The 20,236-nt window shown below is 68.5% G+C and carries 19 protein-coding genes; 9 read left to right on the top strand and 10 right to left on the bottom strand.

Translation table 11 applies throughout. The features are described from left to right. Positions 1-36: 36 nt before the first annotated feature. On the top strand, positions 37-483 hold the full coding sequence (locus tag ABN401_RS13725) for a DUF3598 family protein (RefSeq protein ID WP_349685425.1): 447 nt from the start codon (positions 37-39) through the stop codon (positions 481-483). Then, positions 480-926: a hypothetical protein gene (locus ABN401_RS13720; protein ID WP_349685424.1), complete on the top strand. Its 447-nt coding sequence runs from the start codon at positions 480-482 to the stop codon at positions 924-926. The genes ABN401_RS13725 and ABN401_RS13720 overlap by 4 nt, the downstream gene beginning before the upstream one ends. Here ABN401_RS13720 and ABN401_RS13715 read toward each other — a convergent pair. The 3 genes from ABN401_RS13715 to ABN401_RS13705 form a co-directional block, all read right to left on the bottom strand. Beyond that, positions 923-1,888, bottom strand: a complete 966-nt coding sequence (locus ABN401_RS13715; RefSeq protein WP_349685423.1) for a chromophore lyase CpcT/CpeT — start codon at positions 1,886-1,888, stop codon at positions 923-925. The genes ABN401_RS13720 and ABN401_RS13715 overlap by 4 nt on opposite strands. An 11-nt stretch (positions 1,889-1,899) precedes the next feature. After that, the gene (locus ABN401_RS13710) at positions 1,900-4,242 is read right to left on the bottom strand and encodes a TonB-dependent receptor (RefSeq protein ID WP_349685422.1); all 2,343 of its coding nucleotides are present in this window, start codon (positions 4,240-4,242) and stop codon (positions 1,900-1,902) included. A 190-nt stretch (positions 4,243-4,432) separates the two neighbouring features. Then, entirely contained in the window at positions 4,433-5,479 is a 1,047-nt protein-coding gene (locus ABN401_RS13705) for a nitrilase-related carbon-nitrogen hydrolase (protein ID WP_349685421.1), read from the bottom strand. Between the two features lie 63 nt (positions 5,480-5,542). Here ABN401_RS13705 and ABN401_RS13700 point away from each other — a divergent pair, with 63 nt between their 5' ends. From ABN401_RS13700 to ABN401_RS13680, 5 genes are all read left to right on the top strand, one after another. Beyond that, positions 5,543-6,334, top strand: coding sequence for a GntR family transcriptional regulator (locus ABN401_RS13700; protein WP_349685420.1), 792 nt, complete (start codon positions 5,543-5,545; stop codon positions 6,332-6,334). Positions 6,335-6,403: 69 nt separating this feature from the next. Then, a complete protein-coding gene (locus ABN401_RS13695; RefSeq protein WP_349685419.1) occupies positions 6,404-7,054 on the top strand; it encodes a hypothetical protein in 651 nt (216 codons plus the stop codon). Continuing rightward, positions 7,051-8,631, top strand: coding sequence for an FAD-binding oxidoreductase (locus ABN401_RS13690; protein ID WP_349685418.1), 1,581 nt, complete (start codon positions 7,051-7,053; stop codon positions 8,629-8,631). The genes ABN401_RS13695 and ABN401_RS13690 overlap by 4 nt, the downstream gene beginning before the upstream one ends. Next, the gene (locus ABN401_RS13685; protein WP_349685417.1) at positions 8,628-10,055 is read left to right on the top strand and encodes an aldehyde dehydrogenase family protein; all 1,428 of its coding nucleotides are present in this window, start codon (positions 8,628-8,630) and stop codon (positions 10,053-10,055) included. The genes ABN401_RS13690 and ABN401_RS13685 overlap by 4 nt, the downstream gene beginning before the upstream one ends. Then, positions 10,052-10,765, top strand: coding sequence for a DUF3108 domain-containing protein (locus ABN401_RS13680; protein ID WP_349685416.1), 714 nt, complete (start codon positions 10,052-10,054; stop codon positions 10,763-10,765). Before ABN401_RS13685 ends, ABN401_RS13680 begins: the two co-directional genes overlap by 4 nt. A 279-nt stretch (positions 10,766-11,044) precedes the next feature. Here the strand turns inward: ABN401_RS13680 and ABN401_RS13675 are convergent, their stop codons facing one another. Both ABN401_RS13675 and ABN401_RS13670 read right to left on the bottom strand, forming a co-directional pair. Next, positions 11,045-11,587, bottom strand: coding sequence for a VOC family protein (locus tag ABN401_RS13675; protein WP_349685415.1), 543 nt, complete (start codon positions 11,585-11,587; stop codon positions 11,045-11,047). 123 nt (positions 11,588-11,710) lie between these two features. After that, positions 11,711-14,026, bottom strand: a complete 2,316-nt coding sequence (locus tag ABN401_RS13670; RefSeq protein ID WP_349685414.1) for a TonB-dependent receptor — start codon at positions 14,024-14,026, stop codon at positions 11,711-11,713. Positions 14,027-14,171: 145 nt separating this feature from the next. Between ABN401_RS13670 and ABN401_RS13665 the strand changes: the two genes are divergently transcribed. Beyond that, positions 14,172-14,867 (top strand): isochorismatase family protein, encoded by a 696-nt coding sequence (locus ABN401_RS13665; RefSeq protein ID WP_349685413.1) that lies wholly within the window; start codon positions 14,172-14,174, stop codon positions 14,865-14,867. Further along, entirely contained in the window at positions 14,864-15,460 is a 597-nt protein-coding gene (locus tag ABN401_RS13660) for a VOC family protein (RefSeq protein WP_349685412.1), read from the top strand. The genes ABN401_RS13665 and ABN401_RS13660 overlap by 4 nt, the downstream gene beginning before the upstream one ends. 146 nt (positions 15,461-15,606) lie before the next feature. On the opposite strand, the gene ABN401_RS13655 is transcribed toward ABN401_RS13660, so the two are convergent. Genes ABN401_RS13655 through ABN401_RS13635 form a run of 5 tightly spaced genes read right to left on the bottom strand, consistent with a single transcriptional unit; the run spans position 15,607 to position 20,173 of the window. Further along, the gene (locus ABN401_RS13655) at positions 15,607-16,557 is read right to left on the bottom strand and encodes a polysaccharide deacetylase family protein (RefSeq protein ID WP_349685411.1); all 951 of its coding nucleotides are present in this window, start codon (positions 16,555-16,557) and stop codon (positions 15,607-15,609) included. Further along, on the bottom strand, positions 16,535-17,482 hold the full coding sequence (locus tag ABN401_RS13650) for a polysaccharide deacetylase family protein (RefSeq protein ID WP_349685410.1): 948 nt from the start codon (positions 17,480-17,482) through the stop codon (positions 16,535-16,537). Before ABN401_RS13650 ends, ABN401_RS13655 begins: the two co-directional genes overlap by 23 nt. Then, entirely contained in the window at positions 17,479-18,357 is an 879-nt protein-coding gene (locus tag ABN401_RS13645) for an isocitrate lyase/PEP mutase family protein (RefSeq protein ID WP_349685409.1), read from the bottom strand. Before ABN401_RS13645 ends, ABN401_RS13650 begins: the two co-directional genes overlap by 4 nt. Next, positions 18,354-18,866 (bottom strand): LeuD/DmdB family oxidoreductase small subunit, encoded by a 513-nt coding sequence (locus ABN401_RS13640; RefSeq protein WP_349685408.1) that lies wholly within the window; start codon positions 18,864-18,866, stop codon positions 18,354-18,356. The genes ABN401_RS13645 and ABN401_RS13640 overlap by 4 nt, the downstream gene beginning before the upstream one ends. After that, a complete protein-coding gene (locus tag ABN401_RS13635) occupies positions 18,863-20,173 on the bottom strand; it encodes an aconitase/3-isopropylmalate dehydratase large subunit family protein (protein ID WP_349685407.1) in 1,311 nt (436 codons plus the stop codon). Before ABN401_RS13635 ends, ABN401_RS13640 begins: the two co-directional genes overlap by 4 nt. Positions 20,174-20,236: the final 63 nt, after the last annotated feature.

Below are 20,236 nucleotides of genomic sequence, written 5' to 3'. Positions count from 1 at the left end.
AGGGCGGATCGCGCCGCCCCAGCGAGGGAGAGGACGATGAGTGGAATCCGCGAAGGCATGCCGGTCCTGGCACGCCACGCCGGCGAGTGGGAAGGCGACTACATCCACGTCGATCCCGACAACAATGTCATCGACCGCCACCGCTCGCGCCTCCAGTGCCAATTCCCCGACGAGGGTCCCTACGCCTACTATCAGATCAACACCTACATCTGGGACGACGGCCGAAAGGAAGAAATCCACTTCCCCGCCACTTATCGCGACGGCCAGATCTGGTGGGACACCGACCGCATCGACGGCCGCGCATGGGAGATCGACCCCCGCACCGTCTGCCTGACCTGGACGAGGAAGGACATGCCCGGCGCCTATCTCTACGAGATGATCCAGCTGTCCGAGGACGGCAACAAGCGCGCCCGCACCTGGCACTGGTTCGAGAACGACACCCTGTTCAGGCGCACCTGCATCACGGAACGCCGGGTCGCGTGAACCCTCTGCATCAGCACATGCCCGCCCTGGTCCGCCACGCCGGCGTCTGGGAGGGGACCTATCGCACCGCCACGACGGACGGGATCGAGGTCGACCGCCACGCCTCGCGCATCGAGGTGTCGTTTCCCGACGACGGGCCCTACGCCTATGTCCAGAAGAACCGCTTCGCCTGGCCCGATGGCCGGGTGGTGGAGGCGACCCACCCCGGCGTCTATCGCGACGGGCGACTGTGGTGGGACACCGGCCTGATCAGCGGCCACGCCTGGCAGGGCGACGCGCGCACCTGCATCCTGACCTGGGAACGAACCGACGCGCCTGGCGCCCATCTGTACGAACTGATCGTCCTGGCTCCGGACGGCCGGACGCGGGCGCGGACCTGGCACTGGTTCCGCGACGGGGAATGCTACCAGCGCACCTTGATCGATGAGCGCAGAGTGGCTTAGCGCGAACAGCTGCCCTGCAGGGTGCGCAGATTGATCCCGATCCGCGTCGCGTCCGGGCTGGCCCAGGCGTAGCTGATCGCGGGCGCGTCCCTTTGGTCATGGACGTAAAGCGTCAGGGCGTCGGCGTTCAGGCCCGTCGGCCAGCGGACGTTGCGCATCCTGAAGCCATAGGTCCGGGGGGTGGCCTCGTCGGTGGTCACCCAGGCCTCGCCGCCCTGGTCGTGGATGGCCAGGTCCCGAGCATGGAACCAGCCCTCTTGCGGGGCCTGCCGGGGCACGGCGATCCAGCAGGTGAAGGCCGTGGCGCGGCGGTATTGGACCGGGGCCTCGGGCTGGTCGGGAAAAGCGTTCCGGCCCCGGCCGTCCCGCGCCGTTTCGGTCATCCACAGCTGGTCCGCCGACAGGGCGATCTCGGCCCCGATTGTCAGCTCCGGCCCCGCGCCACCCTGCGAGCGAACCCGGCACGCCCCGTCCTCGATCCAGCCGACGAACTGATCGGCATTCCTTCGCCACAGGGTCTCGCAGCCCGGATTGAACCGCATCGCCGCGCGCGTCAGCCCGGAGTGATCCGCGTCCGGGTCCAGCCGATCCTCACCGGGCGGCGTCAGCACGTCCATCCGGATCGCCATCTTCGCCGGATCGACGGCGAAGGCGTACAGCCGCTGACGCCCGAGATCGGCGGAATCGTTGTTCCGATACTCGTCCAGGCGCAGGACGATCGGGCCCAGACCCGGGGCTTCGACCCGCCGGATTGTCAGATGGCGACGTATCGGCGGCGTGTCGTCGGGAAAGCCCAGCTCGGCCGCGAAGCCGATATGGTCGGCGTTGTCCCAGTCGCCCTGGAACATCTCGACCAGCCGGGGCAGATCGCGCTCAAGCACCGCGACGGCCTGAGGCGCGGGCGCCGGATCGCCCGCCGCCGCCCGCCCGGCCGACAGGGCCAGCAGGGAGACGACGGGCAAGGCCGCTCTCATCAGAAGCGGGCGCTCAGGGTCACGCCGTAGCTGCTGAGTTCGCCGGGGGTCACGCCGAAGGCGCGCGGGCGAACCCCCGCCGGTCCGTTCGGAGCGATGAAATCGACGTAGCGCAGAACCCCCACGGGCGCGTCGTCGTCGCCCACGTTCTTGCCCCAGATCGACAGGCGCAGATTGTCGTTCTGGACCCCCACCTGCAGGTCGACGCGGGTCGAGGCCGGGATGGTGATGTTGTTATGGACCTGCTCGAAGAACTCGCCGCGATAGGTCAGGTCGGCCGAGGCGAACAGGTTCCAGCCGTTGTCCATCGTGTCACCGTCCCAGCGGATGCCGGCGCTTCCCAGATGGCGCGACACCAGCGGCGGCTCCTTGCCCGAGATGTCGCCGGCGGCGCGACAACCGGGACCGTCCAGGTTGTTGGCCGTGCCCAGGATGCAGGTCCGACCGAGCAGCAGCACGGCCTGGTCGCCGTCCACGCCCTCGACGATCTCGGCGTCGATGTAGGAATAGGTGAACCGGGCCCGGATGTTGTCCGTCAGGCTATAGCCGCCCTCCAGCTCCAGCCCCTTCAGCTCCGTCTCGCCGATGTTGGCCCGGTAGCTCTGGATCGCGGTCAACGCCACGAAGGTGTTGGTCAGGACCTGGTCCTCGTAGCTGTTGAAGAACAGCGAGGCGTTCAGATAATCGAACCCGAACATCCGGGTCTTGGCCCCGATCTCGTAGTTGGTGAGGGTCTCTTCCTCGTAGGTGGTGATCGGCGCGGCCGGGTCGTTGAAGCCGCCGGGCGAGTTGCCCTGGGCGTACTGCGCGTACAGCGTCAGTTCGGGCGACGGCTCCCACGTCAGGGTCACGCGGGGCAGGGTGGCGTCGAACGAGGTGTTGCGCGTGCCCGGCGTGCCGACGACGGCGTTTGGATTGGGGCTGCGCACCCGGGCGAAGACTTCCGGTCCGAAATACTGCGACGCGACATAGGTCTGGTTGGTCGAGGTGATCTGGTCCTCCTGGTGCCGCACCTCCAGCGTCAGGGTCAGATCCTCGGTGAAGTCGAAGTCCGCGCTGGCGAACCAGGCCTCGGTCTCCACCAGATTGATCGCCCCCAGGACGTCGAAGCCGACCTCCGTCACCTCCAGATACTTGGCCAGCGGCGTCAGCTCGTCCTCGGCGGTGTAGTAGCCCAGGCTCCAGCGGAAGCGGTTGTCTCCGGGGCTGGACAGCCGCAGCTCATGGGTCTGGGTCGACCGATCCGACGCCGAGGTGTCGTAGAAGGCCGAGCGGGGGCAGAACCGGTTCGCGATCGGGATGAAGGGGCAACCCGCGCCGAGCACGAAGAAGTCGCGCGCGTCGTAGGTCCCGTCGTAGCCGGCCGACTCATAGACGTCGTTCTGACCGCCCAGATAGGACAGGACATAGCCCGAGCCGGCGATGTCCCAGTTCACGTCGGCGACCCAGCGTTCGCCCTCGCGCACGATCCCGGGCACCAGGATCTGATCGGTGTTCAGCGCATAGCTGGTCGGCACCGGAATCTCGCCGCAGTAATACGGCCGGGTGGTCAGGAAGCAGTTGTTGGCGGCCGCCGGCAGCAGCGAGATCGGGAAATGCGAATCGCGATCGTCGTTGCGGAAGTAGCGGATCGAGGCGTCGACATCCCCCGCCTCGAAGAACAGGCCGCCGTAGAAGCCGCGCGTCTTCTGGCTGCCCAGCCGCTCGCGCAGGCCGACGGTGTTCTGGTACTGGCCCTCGACCTCATTGCTGGAAAAGCCGAACATGCCGCCCAGGTTCGAGGTGATCGGGCCCGAGATGACGCCCGAGATGTCGAGCCTCTCGTCGCTGCCGACGGTGAAGTTCATCCGGCCGCTGTAGTCGTCGCCGGGACGGCGGGTGACCACGTTGATTGCGCCAGACAGGGTGCCCCGGCCATAGACCGCCGACTGCGGGCCCCGGATCACTTCGACGCGCTGAGCCAGGTCCAGGTCCAGGGTCGAGAAGTCACCGAACCACGGCACGCCGTCCAGGAAGATGCCGACCTTGCCGTCGCCGGTCAGGATGTTGGACGCGCCCCGGATCACCGGGCGATCGCCGTCGCGGCCGAACGCCTGCTGGATCTGCACCCCGGGCGTATAGCGGGCGACGTCGATCAGATCCTCGATCTGCTGGTTCTGCAGGGCCTCTTCGGTGAAGGCGGTCACCGCGATCGGCACGTCCTGCAGGGCTTCTTCCCGACGGCGGGCGGTGACGACGATATCCTCGACCGCGCTGGCCTCCTGGCCGCCCGGAGCGTCCTGCGCCGAGGCCGGGGCCGCGACCGAAGCCAAGGCGGCGAAGGCGACGCCGGCGAGTATCACCGTCCGGGTTCCATGAGCACGATTGGTCTGCGACATCATAACCAGCCCCTCCGATTGGCCAAATGATATACTTATAGATCATTTGACTATGGGCCGTGTTCGCCCGGCGTCAACGCTGTAATGTAACGACCTCGCGCGGAAGAGCCGACGCGCTGTTGGACCGTAACCGTCAGAACACGGTGAACACCGGTCAGATGAGGCCGGCGTCCGCCAGCTTGTCGATCACTGCCCGCTGCCGCTGGGCGTAGAAGGCCGGCGTGGGCACGTTCAGCCCGCCGGAGCCGTCCAGCAGGGTGTTGCGCGGCTGGATGTCGACCCCGGCATAGGCCTGGGTCCACAGGTGCATCGGCTGCCGCGACAGGATGTTGGGCATGCCCGGTCGGCGGCGATACCGGCGCAGGGCCGCGACATCGATCTCGGCGTAGCCCGCCATGCTCTCGCCATAGCCGGCCTCGGCCAGCACCAGGCCGCGGAAGTCGATGACCTTGGACGAGGCGTCGGTCGAGGCCTTGGGGATGGCGATGCCCTCGATGCCCGCCGAGTTGGCGCTGACGACATAGGCCAGGTTCTCGATGGCGCGAGCCTGTTTCGCCACGTTCTTGGGTGTGGTCAGGGCCGCTGCGATCTCGCTGGAAGAATGGACGAAGACCTCCGCGCCCCGAACGGCATGGGCGCGCGCGATCTCCGGATACAGGATTTCCTCGGACGCGATCGCCGACAGCCGCCCGATCTCGGTGTCCGCCACTGGAAACACCCCGTCCAGCCCGTAGCGGGCGATATAGTGATCCCACACGTCATAGGGGCTGGGTCCGAAAAGGGTCACCAGCCGCCGGTACCGCAGCACGACCTGGCCCGCCGGGGCGATCACGAAGCTGCACTGGAAATACAGCCCCGGAAAATGCGCGTCGGTCTCATAGGCGTTGCCGGCCAGAAAGACGTCATTGGCCCGCGCCACCTCGCCCAGCGCCCGGTATTCCGCGCCGTCGGGGGCCAGACAGGCCTTCTCGGCCCATACCGCCGTCGGCTCGCCCATCGGGAAACCCGTCAGGAAATATTCGGGCAGAACCACCAGCCGCACGTCGGGTCCGATGAAGCGTTTGGACGCCGCGATCTGTCCGCCGATCCGACGAATGGCCTCCGCCATCCGCGGCCGAGCGGCGCGGGCGTCGGCATCGCCGTTGACGGCGAAGCAGGTCGTCTGCAAGGCGAGGGCGATGTAGGGTGATGGGTCGGACATTGCGCGCTCCGTGCGGATCGTCCTATGCCTAGCGCGGACTCAGTTGGTATAGGAATAGGTCATTTGGCCGACGGCGCTTCGGACATCGGCGGGGACTATGCGGGGCTGCTGAACGGGACCCTGCCGACGCCGCTGTATCATCAGGTCTATCTGGTCCTGCGCGAGCGGATCCAGTCGGGCATATACGCCGAGGGATCGACCCTGCCGGGCGAGCAGGAGCTGGCCCGCGCCTTCGACGTGTCGCGCATCACGGTCAAGCGCGCCCTGAACGAACTCGCCGCCAACAATCTGGTCACCCGCCATCGGGGTCGCGGGACCATCGTCACCCTCGGTGGCGTCATTCCGATGGTGTCGGGCTCGTTCGAGACCCTGATCTCCTCGCTGAGGTCCATGGGTCTGGCGACCGAGGTCGAGCTGCTGGAGGTGGCCGACGAACCCGCCGACGCTTTGGTCGCCGCCCGGCTGAAGCTCGAACCCGGCGCGACGGTTCAGCGGGCCGTGCGCCTGCGCAAGCTTCAGGGCGAGCCCTTCTCCTATCTGACGACCTATGTCCCCTCGGTCATCGCCGGCCGCTATTCGATCGAGGAACTGCGCTCCACGCCGCTGCTGATGCTGCTGGAGCGGGCGGGGGCGGGGGCTGTTGAGGCCGAACAGTGGATCACCGCCGCCTCGGCCTCGCCCACCGTGTCCGCCTGTCTGGACGTGCCCTCGGGCTCGCCGGTGCTCAAGATCGAGCGGACCATGATCGGTGCCGACGGGGCTCCGGTCCAGATGATCGTCGGTCACTACCGGCCCGATCGCTTCCAGTATCACATGAAGTCCCAGCGCCAGTCGGGCACCGAAGGCTGGACCTGACGGCCGATTGCGCTTGCCAACCGCCCCTCCAGCAAATGATATAGAAATAGATCATTTGCGGACGACGCCTTGGCCGACGCGCTCCTTCTCCTGCTGCATGTCCTGATCCTGGTCTACTGGCTGGGGGGCGACCTCGGCGCGTTCGTGGCGTCGTACCTGATCGCCGATCCGACGAGGGACCGCGCCGCCCGTCTCGGCGCGGCAGGGCTGCTGGGCGACGTCGACATGGCGCCACGCACCGCCCTGATCCTGGCCTTTCCCACGGGGTTCACCCTCGCGGTGGCGCGCGGCTGGCTGGCGCTGGAGCCGGTCTGGATCGTGGCCGCCTGGGCTGCGGGTCTGGTCTGGCTGGGCCTCGCCTGGCGCATCCATCTGAAGCACGCAGCGCCGACGTCCGGCCTGCGTCGGTTCGATCTCGGCCTGCGCTGGACGGCGGCGGCATTGCTGGGCGCGGGCGGACTGGCAGGTCTGGCCGGGGCGACCGGCTGGCCCCTGTTCCTGAACCTGAAGCTGCTGATCCTGGCGGCCTGCGTCCTGACAGGCCTCCTGGTCCGCCGCCTGACCGCCGACCTCGGCCCGGCCCTGGGTGCCCTCGCCGCCGGACAGGCGGACGCCGACGCCCGCATCGCCCGGTCTCTGGCGGTCACCCGCCCCGCCGTCCTCCTCATCTGGCTGCTGCTTCTGGCGGCGGCCCTCCTCGGTCTGTGGAAACCGCTATGAGCCCTGCCGACGACCTGTCCCGCCCGTCCCCCGCCGACAGCCTCCGCGCGTCGCTCGGCCCCGATGTCGTCTTGACCGATCCCCGCCTGCTGGACCTCTACGGCCAGGACATCTGGAAGGTAGGCCGCCGCCCCGTCGCCATCCTGCGCCCTGCCGACACCGACGGCCTGTCGCGCGCGCTGGCCGAGACCGCGCGGCTCAACCTGCCTGTCGCCCCGCGCGGCGGGGGCATGAGCTACACCGGCGGCTATGCCTCGGACGCCGGACCCGTCGCCCTGATCGACCTGTCCCGCATGGACCGGGTGCTGCACGTCGACGCCGAGGCCATGACGGTGACGGTCGAGGCCGGCTGCACCTGGAAGACCCTGCTGGAAACGCTCAAGCCCCAGGGCCTGCGGACGCCTTTCTGGGGCCCGCTGTCGGGCGTGTCCTCGACCATCGGCGGCGGCCTGTCCCAGCTGAACGCCGTCTTCGGCGCCGGCCACTGGGGCACGACGTCCGAGAGCGTCGTCGGCCTGACGGTCGTGCTCGCCGACGGGGGGCTGGTCTCGACGGGCGCGCGGCGCAAGGCCGACGGGCGCGCCTTCTATCGCCACTACGGCCCTGATCTGACCGGCCTGTTCTGCGGTGACTGCGGGGCCCTCGGCGTCAAGGCCGAGATCACCCTGCGTCTGATGCGCAGCCCCGCGCACGAGTCGCACGGTTCCTTCGCCTTCGACACGGCGGATCAGGCGCTGGCGGCGACCGCCGAGATCAGTCGTGCCGGCGTGGCGGCGGACATGTTCGGCTTCGACCCGGCCCTGTCGGCCATGCGGCTGAAGCGGGCGTCTCTCGTGCAGGGGATCAAGGCGCTGGGGGCCATGGCGACCTCGGGCGGCCTGAAGGGCGTGGCGGCCGCGGCCCGCACGGCCATGGCCGGACGCGGCTTTCTTGGGGCTGACGACTGGTCGATCCACCTGACCGCCGAAGCCCGCTCCGCCGCCGGGGCCGACGCCGATCTGGCCGAGGCGCGGCGCATCTGCCTGGGGTTGGGCGGTCGAGAGGTCGAGGCCTCCATCCCCCGCGTGGTCCGCGCCAGCCCCTTCACCCCGCTGAACAATGTGCTCGGCCCCGACGGCGAGCGGTGGGTTCCGGTCCACGGCCTCGTCGCGCTCCACGACGGCCCGGCCGCCTATCGCGCCATCATGGCCCGGTTCGAGGTGCTGAAGCCTCGGTTCGAGGCCGGCCGAGTGCAGACGGGCATGATGCTGACGGCCCTGTCCACAAACGCCCTGCTGATCGAACCCGTGTTCGTCTGGCCCGAGGAACGCCGCGCCCTGCACGAGGCGACGGTGGAGCCGCACATCCTGTCCAAACTGCCCCGCCATGGCGAGAACCCCGAGGTCACCGCTCTCGTCGCCGAGGCGCGGGCCGCCTGTATCGAGGCCTTCACCGAGATCGGCGCCGCCCACTTCCAGATCGGCCGGACCTACCCCTGGCTCGACAGCCTGGACGAGGGCTCCCGCCGCCTGATCCGCGCGATCAAGGCCGAACTCGATCCGACGAACCGCATGAACCCCGGCGTGCTGGGCCTGTGAGGAGCTTCACCGCCCGCGACCCACGCACCGGCGTCCACGACTGGCGCGGTCAGGCGCTCGACCCGGCCGAGGTCTTGGAGGTCGCCGCCCGCCTTCGCGCCGCCCAGCAAGGGTGGGAGGCGAGGGGGGGCGCCTCCCGGTTGGAGGTGCTGCGCGCCTTCGCCCAGGCGCTGCGCCGCCACGCCGAGCCCATCGGTGCGGCGCTGGAGACCGACACCGGCCGCCGCCGCATCGCCCGGCTTGAGATCGACAGCGTCGTCGGCTCCATCGAGGCCTGGGCTCGCGTCATCGCCGCCGACGCCCCGCCGGAATGGATCCAGGGCCGGGGTCTGCCGTCGGTGCGCCACACCGCCGCCTGGAAGGCCTATGCCCTCGTCGGCGTGGTCAGCCCGTGGAACTTTCCCCTTCTTCTGGGCATGATCGATGCGGTCCCGGCGTTGCTGGCCGGATGCGCCGTCCTGGTGAAGCCGTCCGAGGTTACGCCCCGCTTCATCGCTCCCGTCATGGCCGCCGTGGCCGAGGTGCCCGAGCTCGCCGCTGTCTTCGCCTTCGTCCCCGGCGACGGGATCACCGGACAGGCCGTGGTCGACCTCGCCGACTGCGTCTGCTTCACCGGCTCGGTCGCGACGGGCCGCAAGGTCGCCGTCCAGGCCGCCGGCCGCCTGATCCCCGCCTATCTGGAGCTCGGCGGCAAGGACCCGCTGATCGTGCTGGAGGGTGCCGACCTCGACGCCGCCACCGACGCAGCGTTGCGGGGCTCGGTCCTGTCCACTGGCCAGGCCTGCCAGTCGATCGAGCGCATCTATGTCGCCCGACCGATCCACGACGCCTTCCTGGCCCGGCTGGTCGAGAAGGCGCAGGCCGCCCGCCTGAATTGGCCCGACATCACGGTGGGAGAGATCGGCCCCATCATCTTCGACCGCCAGGTCGATATCCTGTCCGCCCAGATCGCCGATGCCCGCCAGAGGGGCGCCCGCGTCCTGACCGGCGGCGAGATCGAGACCCACGGCGGCGGCCTGTGGCTGCGGCCCACCGTCATCGCCGAGGTCACCCCCGACATGGCCGTGATGCGCGACGAGACCTTCGGCCCCCTCCTGCCGGTCATGGCGTTCGACACGGTCGAGGAGGCCGTCGCCCTGGCCAATGACGGCGAATACGGTCTGTCCGCCGCCGTCTTCGCCGCCGCCCTGGACGAGGCCGAGGCGGTCGGCCGACGGCTTGAGGCCGGGGCGATCAGCCTGAACGACGCCGCCCTCACCTCCATCTTCTACGAGGCCGCCAAACAGGGCTTCAAATGCTCGGGCCTGGGCCCCTCCCGCATGGGCGAGGACGGCTATCGCCGCTTTCTCCGTCGTCAGGCGCTGATCGCCAACACCGCCCGGCCCCTGCCGCTGGCCGCCTTTTCCGAAGAGGGTTCGACGTGAAGCACCGCTCCATCACCGGCACCATCCTGTACACTTCGAAGAAGCCCGAGCGCCTCGACCAGCCGCGCGGCATCGAGCATTTCCGCTTCACCCATCATACCGACGGCAAGCGCACCCTGCGCGCCCACTGCGAGATCGAGGAGCCGCATCCCAGCGTCCTGCGCGACATCGTCTATTCGCTGGACGAGCATGGGCGGCCGATGGACTGCCACGTCCGCCTGACGGTCGACGACCGCTTCATGGGCTCGGGCTGGTTCCGCTTCACGCCCGACGGCGTCGAGTGCGAAAGCCATGGCCCCGCCATCGGACGGCTCAGCCAGTTCATGCCGCTGGACGCTCCCATCGACGGCATGGGCACCCATCCGGTCGTGGCCGACGGCTATCTGCTGGCCCTGTTCGACTGGGCCGAGGGCGAGAAGAAGAAGCTGCGTGTCCTGCTCCCCAGCCCCGACCACCGCGGCGCCACCCCGCCGATGATCTCCGAGGTCAACATCGACGCCGTCTTCCTGGGCCGCGAGGCGGTGACGGTCAGGGCCGGGACCTTCGCCGCCAAACACTTTCAGTTCATCGACGACGGCACCTCCGGCATGGCCGGCCAGCATCCGCCCTACGATGTCTGGATCACCGACGACGCCGACGGGATCATGCTCCAGGGCGGTGTCGGCGGCTACATGCAGACCTGGTACGAGCTGATCGCGCTCGAGCGTTGAGCCCGCGCCGAGCCTGGTAGAAGAGGTTCATCACAACGAGCACAACGAAGGCACGAAGGACACGACGGGACCGAGCGCGCGTTCGCAGGGCCGATCCGCCCCGGTGAGATTGAGCACGAAGATCGGCGGCGAAGCCGCCCCTTCTTTTCTGCCCGAGCATCATGGGTTTGTAGTCGGCGATCTAGACGCGCACTCAGTCTCGTCGTGTCCTTTGTGCCTTCGTTGTGCTCGTTGTGATGAAACCCTTCGAACCGACACCCGCTCGGAGCCTGACCGGTATCAGGCCCGCTCGATCACATTGATCAGCACCCCGTCCGGGTCGCGCAGCATCACCTCGCGATCCGTTCGTCGCTGTGGCGTGTCCACCAGCCGTTCCGCCGGGCCGATGAAGGCGTGGCCCATGGGTGCCAGCCGCGCGGCCAGGGCGTCCAGGTCCGGCCGGTGGAACACCAGCACGCCCTCGCCGATGTTGACCGATCCTTGCGTCTTCTCGACCCGCGTCAGGTCCTGCCCCGTCACCTGGAACAGGGCGATCATGCCATAGGGCGGACCCTCCGCCTTCAGGATGCGGAACCGCACGCCCGCGCCCTCGGCCAGACCCAGCAGCCGCTCCAGCGGCGCGCCCTGCAAGGCCCCTTCGAACAGCAGTTCCGGCAGGCCGATCCCGTCGCGATAGAAGGCGGTCGACGCCTCCAGATCCGACACGAACAGGGCGCATCGCACCAGCTGGCCGGTGGAGGGCGGGGCCTGACCCACGGCGGCCCCGGCCATCACGGCGGGGGCCAGGGCGGAGCCGATCAACACGGCGCGGCGGTCGGGCATCATCGTATCCTCCGTAAGAAGACGGGGCGCGAGCTCACCGCCCGCGCCCCTCTGTAGGTGGCGTTCAGGTCCGCCCCCATCGCGCCGCCGGCCAGGAGAGTCCGGCGACGCAACCTCTTGGCCTCAGAAGTTCCGGCGCAGACGGAAGGTCACCCGGCGCGGATCGTTGGGGTAGCCGAGACCCACCAGCGACGACGTCAGATAGTATTCCTCGCCGCAGTTCGAGCAGTCGAGCGAGGCTTCCCAGCCGCCGTCCAGGCTCTCGTAGCGGATGCCGATGTTGTAGACGGTCGTCGTGGGCGTGAGCGACAGCGGCACGGTGATCGGCGTGGTGCCACCGAACGGCACGCCCGTGACCGTCCTCGCGTCGTTGTAGCTGGAGGTCCAGTATTCGTCCGAATAGCTGATGGAGCCGTTCAGTGACCAACTGCCGTTCAGCAAGGTCGTCGGCAGGGTGTAGCGCGCGCCGAGCGTCGCCTGGCTCTCCGGGAACCGCACCGGCTCGTCTCGCTCGGTGACGCAGTTCAAGGGTTCCGGCGTGGACGAGCAGGGCACGCCGCCGGCACCGTTGACCGGCGGGATGTCGACATACTCGCGATCCGCGATGGACCCTGTGGCATAGATCTCGAGGGCATCGGTCGGCCGCCAGGTGATCTCGGCCTCGAGCCCGGTGGCTTCCAGTCCGCCGGCGTTGCGGGTCACGAAATCGATGCCGCCGCCCGGCCGGGGTTGGCCGGACAGCAATTGCAGGTCCTCGACGTCCAGACGATAAAGCGTCAGGTTCAGGCGCAGGCTGTCGTCGAACAGGTCCGAGCGCAGGCCCAGTTCGTAGGACCAGGCCTCTTCCGGCCCGAAGGCCGAGTTGGTGACCGCCGTCGTGCCCCGGGCGTTCCAGCCGCCGGACTTGAAGCCGTTGGTCGCCGAGGCGAAGACCATCACGTCGTCGCTGACCTCATAGGCCAGGGCCACGCGCGGCGTGAACCGGGACGTCGATTGCTCGACGGGGATACCGGCGGCGATAAGGTTTGCCGTCGTCGGCCGCGTAGTGGCGGCCCCGGTGAAGGGGATGAAGCCTGCAGGATAGCTGGCGCGGGTGCGGTCGATGAAATCGACCTCCTTTTCTTCGTCCGTGTACCGACCGCCGAGCGTCAGGATCAACTGGTCGGTCAGCCCGATGTCCGCCTGGGCATAGACGGCGAAGCTGTCGGTCGAGTTTTCCAGCAGCCGGTCGCCCAGGACCAGAGCCGATGTGGCCGTCGGCGTGGTGGCGAAGGTGTCGACCTGATAGGTCGAGTTGTCCTCGGTGAAGTAGAACAGGCCAGCGACCCAGTTCACCCGGCCGTGCTCGCCGGCCAGCTTGACCTCCTGCGAGAATTGCTTGGAGTCGACCTCGTTGGAGATGGTGAAGCCGCCGAACGGCGTGGGGCTGCCGCCCAGACCGAAGTCGATCGAGAAGTCCTGCGAGGTGTTGATGTAGCCCGTGATGAAGCTGATCGTCGCCCAGTCCATCTCGTGGCTGAGGTTCGAAATCACGGTCGACACCTCGTTTCGCGCGCAGTTGCCGAGCCGCTGGAACAGGTAATCGTTGATCGATCCGTTGTCGCACTCGCCCTGCCTCAGGCCTGTGCGGCTGGTGTATTCGGGGTCGAGCGGGTTCACGCCGATCGTGGTCTTCTGCTGGTCGACGTAGTCCGCCGAGATGTTCCAGTCCCAGTTGTCCGAAGGGGTGATGCGAAGCGCGCCCCGGACGCCCCAGGTCGCCTCGCCGTTCAGGCCTTCACCGGTGACGAGGCTGTCGGCATAGCCGTCGTCGTCGATCCGCAGAAAGGTGAAGCCGGCTGCGACCCTGTCATTCAGCGGCCCGCTGACGTTTCCCCGGACGTGCATGCGCTCGAAGGAGCCATAGCTGGCTTCCAGACTGCCCCGGAAATCCTGTCCCGGCTTCCGCGTCGTGATCGAGATCGCCCCACCGGTGGTGTTGCGTCCGAACAGTGTTCCCTGCGGCCCGCGCAGGACCTCGATCCGGTCCACGTCCAGCAGGGTGATGTTGTTGGCGATCTGACGCGCGACATAGACCTCATCGACATAGGTCGCGACCGGCACGTCGAAGGTGGCGACCTGTTCGGTCGAGCCCAGGCCCCGGATGAAGTAGCTGACCGCCCCGCCGGTGCCGGTGTTCAGACCGCCCGTCAGACTGGGCGTGACGCGCACCAGGTCGGTGGTGTCCTCGACGATGGCGATTTCCAGCTGGGTGTCGGTGAAGGCGGTGACGGCCAGGGGCACGTCCTGGATGTTCTGCTCGCGGCGCTGGGCCGTGACGACGATGTCCTCGATCCGCGACGCCTGCTCCTGGGCGGGCGCGGTCTGGGCCGTGGCCGGAAGCGCGGACAGAAGGATCAGGCTGGAAACGCTCGTGAACAGCAACGCGGACCTACACATCGGTGGTTCTCCTGGCTCTGGATGACGGCGAACCCGACTCTGATCGGTCGGTTCTAATGGTATATCCTTATATCATTTGCGACGTCCCACAAGCGTCGCTACCCTGTCGTCGCATCGTCGTGTTTTACAGGCCACGGTCACGCTTATGACGGAACTGACATTCGCCTCCACCATGGTCCGCGACGACCGGCCCGCGCGCACGATCTATGAGGAGGTTCTGGCCAATCCGGCGCGTCGCGGCTTCGGTTTCGGCGATCGGGCGGCGGTCGTGAACATCGACGTGCAGCAGGCCTACACCCGCCCCGATCTGTTCCCGAAATCCGCCTATGTCACCGACCCGGACCAGATCGACTGGATCAACCGGCTCAGCGATGCGGCGCGGGCAGGGGGGCTGCCCGTGGTCTGGACCCGGGTCTGCTACAAACCCGACGGCGGCGACGCCGGCATCTGGGGCACCCGCACCGACACGCCCGACAGCCTGCAGAACATCAAGTTCGGGTCACCGCGCCACGCTTTCGATCCCCGCGCCCGGCCCGACTGCGAGACCGACCTGATCTTCGACAAGCGCATGCCGTCCGCCTTCCACGAAAGCCCGCTGCAGAGCTATCTGGTCTGGCACCGGATCGACACGGTGATCGTCACCGGCGGCTCGACCTCGGGCTGCGTGCGCGCCACCGCCGTCGACAGCCTGTCGCGCGGATACCGGACCATCGTCCCGGTCGAGTGCGTCGCCGACAAGCACGAGAGCTACCACTACGCCAACCTGACGGACCTGCTGCTCAAATACGCCGATGTCCTGCCGGCGGCCGAAGTCCTCAAGCACCTGGAGACCGCCCGATGATCCGCGCCCTCATGCTGGCCACGGCCCTGGCGATTTCCGCCTGCGCCTCCACCGCCGTCGCCGAGCCTGCGCCGGATCGCGTGCCCGCCGACCAGCGCGTGCCGCTGGATTTCCGTCGCACCACCCTGGTGGTCCGCGACATGGAGGCGTCTCTGGCCTTCTACCGCGCCATCGGCCTCGTCCCGATCTACGACAACATCATCCGCACCCCGCGCGACGCCCCCACCGATGCGGCGGCCGAGCGGTCCCTCCGCCTGGTCTTTCTGCGCGCCAACGACGACTACATCGGCATCATCGGCCTGATGGAATACGCCAAGCCCGAGCGCGAGCCGCGCCCGGCCCGCGCCGAGGACGATCGCATCCTGCATCCCGGCGACATCGTCCTGGTCTTCAACGTCCAGAACCAGGAGGAGGTCTTCGCCCGCGCCATCGCCTCGCCCGGCGTCCGCGTCGGCGAGACCCCGCACATCGTGACCTACCCCGGCTACGACGGTGCCAGCGTGATACGGGTCAATTTCTCGTCCGTCTACGACCCCGACGGCCACTACATCGAACTGAACCAGGTGCTGAGCGATCTGCCGGTGGGGGAGTAGAACACCGTCTCCTCCCCATCGCTGCGCGACGGGGAGGAGACGTTAGGCACCCGCAGTACCGAGCTGGGCTATAGGTTAGTGTTGACCACTGAAAGACAAAAATAATTTAATATCAGAAACTTATCGTCCAAGTCTGATGTTGCGACCTAGGATTTGGACTCCTTGGACTCGGTATCGCCAGAGTCCAAACAACGGGCGATCTCCGACGCCGTCGCCGACCACGCCCCACCATCCGCCAGCCCCGCCAGCATCCGCCGCACCGCGCTCATCCGGAACGGCTGCCCGGCGACATAACTCGTCAACGTGAACCCCAACACCCGCCGGTCGTCCGCCCCCGCGGCCGCCTTCAGAAACGCCGCAGCCTCCAGCACCTGATCGGCCCAGGCGTCCTCGGTCTGACGCCGGTCGATCAGCAGGGTCCGGTCGTCCAGCTCGTTCATCAGTGGTACGGCCTGGACGACGCCCGCGTCGGTCGTCATCGCCACCGGCACCTCGTCCTGTTCCCAGTCCAGACAGACGTCGAACCCCGCCTCGGCGATCAGGGGCAGGGTGCGGAACGACTGCTGCCGGGCCGGGCTCATCCAGGTTCGCGGCGTCAGGCCAGCCCGCTCGAACGCCTCGCGTGTCCGACCCACCAGCGCCCGCTCCTCGTCCTCGCTCAGGCCCGAATGATGGATCGCGTCCGTCGACCAGCCATGCGCCGCGATCTCGTGCCCGTCCTCCAGCGCCGCCTCGACCAGCGGCCGATACCGCTCCAGGGCGATCCCGTTCACCGGCACCGTCGCCTTTAGCCCCGCCTCCTTCAATGCCCTCAGCAAGCGATACGCTCCGATGCGCGGGCCATAGTCGCGGGTCGTGTAGTGCCTCAAATCCGGCCAGGGCGTCTGCATCGCCCCGGGGTGCTTGAACGGCTTTCCCGACGGGTCGAGCATATGCCACTCGACCGGCATCACGATCATGACCGCCAGCCCCCGGTCGCCCGGCCAGCGTCCCTTGGGCCGCTCCGCCACCGGCCGCCAGCCGTACAGCGACTGGTCCATGCCGCGCCGTCGATGCGGATAGATCAGATGCTCCTCAGGCAGCATCGTCGAACCCATGGCCACCCGTCGCCAGTCCGCGCCGCTGGATGTCCGCCACTGTCTGGTCCCAGCAGTGCTCGCGGTAGTGGGCCGCGATCTCCGATCCCGTGGCGAACCAGACCTCGTCGCTGTGCCCCAGGATGTGCTCCAACGCGCTCTCGAAGGCCTGGATGCGGTGCGGCTGGCTGACCAGATAGGCGTGCAGCGGGATGCACATGACCGTGCCCGATTCCCGTCCCTCGGCCAGCAGCTGGTCGAAATGCCGCTTCAGGATGTCGGCGTATCGCCACGGGTCCAGACCCATCACCGAATAGCCGATGACGTCGTTGACCTCGAGCGAATAGGGCATGGACACCAGCCGCCCGGTCCGGGTCTTCAGCGGCTGGGGCTGGTCGTCCTGGAACAGGTCGCAGCTGTACCAGAAGTCGTGCTCGGCGATCAGATCCAGCGTTCGCGCCGTATGGGTCAGGGCCGGCGCCAGATAGCCCCGGATGCGCTGGCCCGTCGCCGCCTCGACCGACCGGATCGAGTCCTCCAGCACCGCCCGCTCCTGGGCCTCGTCCATGCCGTAGGAGTAGCGGGTGTTGTAGATGCCGTGGCTGAAGAACTCCCAGCCCCGCGCGTTGGCCGCCTCGATGATCTCCGGATGGTGGTCGATCAGGCCGATCGACAGCGACACCGACCCGCGCAGGCCATGCCGGTCCAGCAGGTCCTGCAGCCGCCAGTGTCCGACCCGGTTGCCCCAGTCCCTCTGGGAATACCCCACCACGTCAGGGGCCGGCCTCGGCCAGCCGGGACGCGACGGGTTCACTGGCGGATCGAATTCGTAGAACTCGATGTTCGGCGCGATCCAGAAGGCCAGGGCCTTGCCGCCGGGCCAGACGATCTTCGGGCGATCCCGGTACGGCCAGTGGTCATAGAGGTTGGGATCGGACCGGTTCACTCGGCCGCTTCCTGCCGCTCCGGCTCATAGCGGTCGCCCAGCGCCAGCATCTCTTCCAGCCCGATGCGGGCATTGACCCCGGCGAGGTCCGTCATCCGGTCCTTGTAGCCGACCGTGGACCCCTCGGCTTTCAGCGCGCGCAGAAAGCTTTCCGCCGCCGGAATCAGCGCCCTCACCAGCGCCCCCGGGCTGATGACCAGCTTGAAGCCCAGTTCGCCCAGCGCATCGCGCGTCAGGATCGGCGTCTTTCCGCCCTCGACCATATTGGCCATGGCGGGCGTGCGGCCCAGCGTCGCCACGATCCGTTTCATCTGCTCAAGATCGCCCGGCGCCTCGACGAACACAACGTCGGCCCCGGCCTGGGCATAGGCGACGGCGCGCTCCATGGCCGGCTCGAACCCCTCCACGGCGATGGCGTCGGTCCGGGCGATGATGAGGGTCTCTTCGGATCGCCGGGCGTCCAGCGCCGCGTGGACCTTGCCCACCATGTCCTCCAGCGACGCGACGCCCTTGCCCGCCAGATGGCCGCACCGCTTGGGAAAGGTCTGGTCTTCCAGCTGGATCGCGCGCGCCCCGTTGCGCTCGAACACCTTGACCGTGCGGGCGACGTTCAGGGCGTTGCCGAAGCCGGTGTCGGCATCGACGATCAGGGGGATGTCCACCCGCTCGCAGATGCGAGCCACCACATCGGCGACATGGTCGAAGCTGACCAGCCCCAGGTCCGGCCGCCCCAGCTGGGTATAGGCGATCGACGCCCCCGACAGATAGACGGCCTCGAACCCGGCCTGTTCGATCAGCAGGGCCGACAGGGCGTCGAAGGCTCCGGGAGCATGGACCGGCGCGCCGGGCTGGGTCAGGCGGCTTCTCAGGCTCACGCGGCGGCTCCGGTCTCGGGTTGGGCGGAACGCTTCAGATGGGCGATCAGCCCTCCGTCGCGCATCATCGCCGTCAGGTGGTCGGGGAAGGGGGCGAAGGCGTAGCTCCGTCCCTGGGTCTCGTTGGTCAATCGCCCGGCCTCCAGATCGAGGCTCAGCCGGTCTCCGGCGGTGATTTGATCGGCCTCGGCCAGGGTGACGGCGGGCAGGCCCAGGTTGATGGCGTTGCGCCAGAATATCCGCGCGAACGATCGGGCGATCACGGCCCGCACCCCCAGCCGCTTCAGCGAAACCGCCGCCTGCTCACGCGACGACCCCAGGCCGAAGTTCAGCCCCGCCACCACGAAGTCGCCGGGCCGCACCGCGCTCGCGAACGTCGGATCGACCGCCTCCAGGCAGTGGGCGGCGAGCGCGTCCGGCTCCAGCTTCATCCGATGGCCGGGGGCCAGCAGATCGGTGTCGATCTGATCGCCGAAGACGAAGGCGCGGCCGATAGGAGAGGGGGTCATGCCGCCGCCCTCCGCTGGCCCAGATACCCGCGCGGATCGACGATCCGGCCCGCGATCGCCGCCGCCGCAACGCTGTAGGGGGAGCCCAGATAGACCTCCGCCCCCGCATGGCCCATCCGGCCCTTGAAGTTGCGGTTGGTGGTCGAGATGCAGACCTCGCCGTCGGCCAGCAATCCCGCTCCCATGCCCGCGCAGGCGCCGCATCCCGACGGCATCAGGGTCGCCCCCGCCGCCATCAGGGTCGCCAAGGTGCCGTCGCGCGACGCCGCCTCCGTCACCCGCGAAGACGCCGGGGCTACCAGCAGGCGCACGCCCGCCGCGACCCTCTGGCCCGCCAGGACGCGCGCCGCCATCCGCAGGTCCTCCAGCTTGGCCCCCACGCAGGCCCCGACATAGGCCTGGTCGATCCGGCGGCCCTCGGCCTCGGCCACCGCCACGCTGTTGGCGGGCGAATGAGGCAGGGCGATCATGGGCGGCAGCGCGCCCGCGTCGAACCGGTGGACGGCCTCGTAGTCCGCGTCCGGATCCGACGCCCAGGCCCGCGCCGCCGCCTCGTCCTCGACCGGAGTTCCGGCCTCTCGCAGCCAGCCGAAGGTCGTCGCGTCCGGGGCCACCACCCCGGTCTCGGCCCCCAGTTCGGCCGCCATATTGGTCAGGACCAGCCGCTCGGGCATGGACATGGCCTCGACCGTCGGGCCGGCGAACTCCACCGCCCGGAAGGCGTTGTCCATGCCCAGTTCGCGGCACAGGAACAGCATCATGTCCTTGGCCGTGACGCCGCCCCTCAGCGCCCCACGCCACTCCACCCGGATCGTCGCCGGCACCTGCAGCCAGGTGCGACCGGTCGCCGCGATCGCCGCCATGTCGGTCGCGCCATACCCCGCCGCATAGGCCCCGAACGCCCCCGCCATCGGCGTGTGGCTGTCGCCGCCCGCCACCAGCATGCCCGGTCGCACCAGCCCCCGTTCGGCCAGCAGCATGTGGCCGATGCCCTCCATGTCGTAGAACCGGCCCACCCCATGCTCGGCCGCGAACCGTCGCGTCAGGCTCAGGATCGCCGCGCTTTCGGCGTCGACCGCCGGGACATAATGATCGGACGCGATCACCACCTTCGACGGGTCCCACAGCCCCCGGCCCAGCTCGGCCAGCATGGGTCCCCACCGCCTCGGACCCGACGAATCGTGGGCGAAGCACAGGTCGACTTCGGCCGTCACCAGATCGCCCGCGCGGGTGTCCGCGCGGCCGGACGCCTTGGCGGCGACCTTTTCGACGAGCGTCCTGCCCTCTATGGCCTTGGCTCCAGCCATTCTCACACCGACACGCGCGCGGCGGTGGACCGCGCAAAAGATATAATCTTATATCATTTGCTC

Source organism: Brevundimonas aurifodinae, from assembly GCF_040195595.1.
GTDB classification, from domain to species: Bacteria; Pseudomonadota; Alphaproteobacteria; order Caulobacterales; family Caulobacteraceae; genus Brevundimonas; species Brevundimonas aurifodinae.
This window is presented reverse-complemented; position numbering and strand designations above follow the sequence as displayed.

Bases quoted from the DNA above. Each gene is read 5' to 3' on its own strand.
- ABN401_RS13725 (WP_349685425.1), top strand. From the start codon at position 37: ATGAGTGGAATCCGCGAAGGCATGCCGGTCCTGGCACGCCACGCCGGC.
- ABN401_RS13705 (WP_349685421.1), bottom strand. From the start codon at position 5,479: ATGTCCGACCCATCACCCTACATCGCCCTCGCCTTGCAGACGACCTGC.
- ABN401_RS13690 (WP_349685418.1), top strand. From the start codon at position 7,051: ATGAGCCCTGCCGACGACCTGTCCCGCCCGTCCCCCGCCGACAGCCTC.
- ABN401_RS13675 (WP_349685415.1), bottom strand. From the start codon at position 11,587: ATGCCCGACCGCCGCGCCGTGTTGATCGGCTCCGCCCTGGCCCCCGCC.
- ABN401_RS13670 (WP_349685414.1), bottom strand. From the start codon at position 14,026: ATGTGTAGGTCCGCGTTGCTGTTCACGAGCGTTTCCAGCCTGATCCTT.
- ABN401_RS13665 (WP_349685413.1), top strand. From the start codon at position 14,172: ATGACGGAACTGACATTCGCCTCCACCATGGTCCGCGACGACCGGCCC.
- ABN401_RS13660 (WP_349685412.1), top strand. From the start codon at position 14,864: ATGATCCGCGCCCTCATGCTGGCCACGGCCCTGGCGATTTCCGCCTGC.
- ABN401_RS13655 (WP_349685411.1), bottom strand. From the start codon at position 16,557: ATGGGTTCGACGATGCTGCCTGAGGAGCATCTGATCTATCCGCATCGA.
- ABN401_RS13640 (WP_349685408.1), bottom strand. From the start codon at position 18,866: ATGACCCCCTCTCCTATCGGCCGCGCCTTCGTCTTCGGCGATCAGATC.
- ABN401_RS13635 (WP_349685407.1), bottom strand. From the start codon at position 20,173: ATGGCTGGAGCCAAGGCCATAGAGGGCAGGACGCTCGTCGAAAAGGTC.